General features: G+C 66.5%; 3 protein-coding genes. All 3 read right to left on the bottom strand.

The annotated features are described in order from the left end of the window. Nucleotides 1–117 precede the first annotated feature (117 nt). Nucleotides 118–843: a leucine-rich repeat domain-containing protein gene (locus K7472_RS32155; protein WP_222982777.1), complete on the bottom strand. Its 726-nt coding sequence runs from the start codon at nt 841–843 to the stop codon at nt 118–120. An 83-nt stretch (nt 844–926) separates the two neighbouring features. Further along, nucleotides 927–1,721 carry an IS21-like element helper ATPase IstB gene (istB, locus tag K7472_RS32150; RefSeq protein WP_308014185.1) on the bottom strand — a complete coding sequence of 265 codons (795 nt, stop codon included), beginning with the start codon at nt 1,719–1,721 and terminating at the stop codon, nt 927–929. Next, nucleotides 1,718–3,364, bottom strand: a complete 1,647-nt coding sequence (gene istA / locus K7472_RS32145; RefSeq protein ID WP_222982780.1) for an IS21 family transposase — start codon at nt 3,362–3,364, stop codon at nt 1,718–1,720. The genes istB and istA overlap by 4 nt, the downstream gene beginning before the upstream one ends. Nucleotides 3,365–3,518 lie beyond the last annotated feature (154 nt).

Raw genomic sequence — 3,518 nt, 5'->3', positions numbered from 1 at the left:
TGGCTTCGTTCACGTTCAGCGACAGCGTTTGTTGACGAGTTTCAGCAGCGTTTGGTGATCATCTCACTCGTGCTTGTTCACGAGAAATAGCAGCACTGGCGCGATGGGGCGTCGCTGTCAGGTCAGGACGACGCACCCCAGCCGCTCCAGCTTGCTGAGGAGCGGTGGGGAGGGATCGACCTTGTTCCAGCGCAGGTCCAGCTTCTCCAGCGACGGCATCAGGGCGAGCCAGTCGGGCAGCCGGCCGAGGTTGTTGCTCCGCAGGTCGATCTGACGCAGTCGCGGGAGGCCGGCGAGTGACTCCGGCATCTCAGTCAGGGAGTTCTCGCGTAGGTCCAGGTGACGTAGTTCGTGCAGGTTGGCTGCTGACGACGGCAGGTGCTCGATCGCGTTTCCCCGGAGCCATAGCTCACGCAGGCTGTGGAGCTGGCCGATGGTGTCAGGCAGGGTGGTGAGCTGGCTGTGCTGCGCTCTGAGCTCGGTGAGGCCACTCAGCCCACCGATGCTCTCCGGCAGGGCGGTGAGGGGGTTCTCGCCAACGTTGAGGTAACGCAGACGGGTCAGGTTTCCCAATGAGTCGGGAAGCCGGGACAGCTGGTTGTCGTGCAGGTAGAGGCAGTCACTGAGATCGGTCAGCTTGCCGAGTTCTTCGGGCACCGACGCCAGCGCGTTGTGGCCGAGGTCCAGGGTCTTCAGCCGGTGGAGCTGCCCGATGCCCGGCGGGAGGGCCGTGAGTCCGTTGTCCGCGAGGATCAGCACGTCGAGCTCAGTCTGTCGCCAGACCGACTCGGGCACCTCTCCGAGCCCTTGACGCCACAAATCCAGTTTGTGCCTCACGACCATCTCCTCTTCATCGGCAGGCTGGGCTCCGATTTTCGTCCGGGACCTTCCTCGGCGGCGACAGATCAGCAGACAGCCGTGCCAGATCAACTGGCCTCGACGTGTTCGGCTCGGGCTCGGGTGGAGGCGAGGCGGTAGGAGTCGGTGCCGGTCTCGATGATGGTGCCGTTGAAGGTGAGGCGGTCGACGATGGCCGCGCAGAGCCGGGGGTCGGTGAACGTCTTCGTCCAGCCTCCGAAGGACTCGTTGGAGGCGATGGCGACGCTGTTCTTTTCCTCGCGTTCGGTCAGGACCTGGAAGAGGAGTTCGGCGCCGTGGCGGTCGAGTTCCATGTAGCCGAGCTCGTCGATGCAGAGCAGGTCGACGCGGCCGTAGCGGGCGATGGTCTTGTTCAGCTGCTTCTCGTCCGCGGCCTCGACCAGCTCGTTCACCAGCTTCGTGGCCAGGGTGTAGCGGACGCGGTAGCCCTTCATGGCGGCCTCGGTGCCCAGGGCGATGAGCATGTGGGACTTGCCGGTGCCTGAGTCGCCGATGAGGCAGAGTGGCTGGCTCTTCTTGATCCACTCGCAGCTGGCGAGGGTGTGGATGGTGGCCGGGTCGATGTTCGGGTTGGCGTCGAAGTCGAAGCTCCGAAGGGACTTCTCCCGGGGGAAGCCGGCCGCCTTGATCCGCCTCTCCGACCGGCGACGGGCCCGGTCGTCGCACTCGGCCATCAACAGCTCGGCTAGGAAGCCGCGGTAGGTCATCTGGTCCTTGGCAGCGGCTGTTGCGATGTCGGGGAACTCGGCCCGGATCGTCGGCAGCCGCAGGAGACGGCAGGCGGTGTCGATGGCAGCGTCGGCGGCCTGCTCGGTCATGTTCCGTTGGCGGGGCAGGGTCACTGGGCTTCTCCCTCACGGTGGGTGCTGCCACTGGTGCGGTGGCGGCGGAGCAACTGGTCATAGGGGGTCACCGAGGGCAGCGGCCTGGTGTCCGGCGGAAGGTGTGCGAGCCGCCACTCGTGCAAGGACGTGATGGTCGCCGAGGGCTGGCCTGTCGGGTGTGGAGCGCGGGGGGCAGGGACGGTCGTGGGTTCTTCCTCGGTCTGGGCAGCCTTGCGGGCCTCCAGGGCCACGGTGTCCGCGGTCAGGGCTCCAGCCCGAAGGGCCGTGGCCAGGCCGGCGACCAGGTGTTCGTGCGCGATATGCCGACCCAGCAGCAGCACTTCGATCAGTGCTCGGGTGCCGTCCCTCTCGCCGTGGACCTTGCGGGCGGCAGCCCACCAGGCGTCATGGACCGGGGTGAACCTCCCCGCCGAGCGGGCCTGTTCCAGGGCGGTGGCGCCGGGGAAGGCGCCCGGTTTGCGGACCAGTGCCTCCAGGTAGTGGTCCAGCTCCAGGCGGATTCCGCACTTGGCGATCAGACGCTCATGCCGGGCCACTTCCACATTCTGGTCGTAAACCACCAGGTGAGAGGCGTGCAGCATGACCCGAACCTTCTTGCCGATCAAGCGGACGGGGACCGAGTAGCGGTTGGTGCGGACGGTGATCTGGCTGTAGCGGTCCACTCGCGGCGTGAACAGCCGTCCCGTTTCGAACGGCTTGTCCGGCAGGGGCGCCAGCAGCGGCTGTTCGACGGCGAAGTACTCGTCGATCGTCCGCGGCCTCGCCCCGATGCGCCGGCGTCCGTCATGGAGATCCCACTGCTCGACCAGCTCGTTCAGCTCGGCGAGCGAGCCGACTTCGGGGACGGGCGTGAAGTGGTTGCGCCGGAAGTAGCCGATCTGCCCCTCGACCCCGCCCTTCTCGTGGGCGCCCTCGATGCCGGGACGGCAGTAGAAGCTCTCGATGCCGAAGTGGGAGCGGAACGCGATCCAGCGGTCCGTCTCCACCCGGGCCCGGCTCAGCCCCAGGACCTGGGCGACCGCGGACTTCAGGTTGTCGTAACGGACCTTGGTCCGCGGGACCCCACCCAGCGTTTGAAGCGCGTGCACGTGGCCTTCGAAGAACGCCTCCTGCCCGCAGGAGGCGAAGACGCGGTGGACGGCCTTGCCCGAGTAGGACAGGCGGAAGGAGAACAGGTAGCAGGTGACCAGCTCGCCGGCCAGCCACACCTTGACGTCGCCGAAGTCGACCTCAGCCTCCATGGCGGGCTGGTGGGACTGCGGGACGAACGCTTCCACCGGCGCTTTCCCGGACGTCGCCAGGATCTCGGGCTTCCGGTCAGCGACGTAGCGCCGGACCATCTGATACGAGATGTCCTCGGCGCCGTTCTCCTCGACAAGCCGGTGGAAGATCCGCGTGATCGTGTGCCGCTGCTTGCGCGGCGCATCCAGGTCCGCCTGCAGCATCTGGTCGATCACGAACTTGTACGGATCGAGCGCGGTAGCTCGCGGCGGGAGCTTCTTCCGCGGCTCCGGCCAAGCCGAGTTCACCGCCTTCCGCACCGTCCGGTACGTCACTCCGTACTTGCGCTCCAGGGCCCGCATCGACATGCCAGCTCGGTGGTCACGTCGGATCGCCGCATACAGCTCGACCTTCGACATCTGCGGCATGACCAGCACCTTTCACCAGGAGCATCCCGATGCTGCCCTGGCAAGAACCGCGGTGCTGTCAAAACCCGTGAACATCACCCGACCGTGGAGCGGGGCGCCTCCCAAACCCATGAACAAACGCTGTCGCTACCCGTGAACAAAGCCA

This window comes from Streptantibioticus parmotrematis (genome assembly GCF_019890615.1).
Lineage (GTDB): Bacteria > Actinomycetota > Actinomycetes > Streptomycetales > Streptomycetaceae > Streptantibioticus_D > Streptantibioticus_D parmotrematis.
Note: the sequence above shows the minus strand (reverse complement) of the source record. Positions and strands in the feature narration are given on the sequence as shown.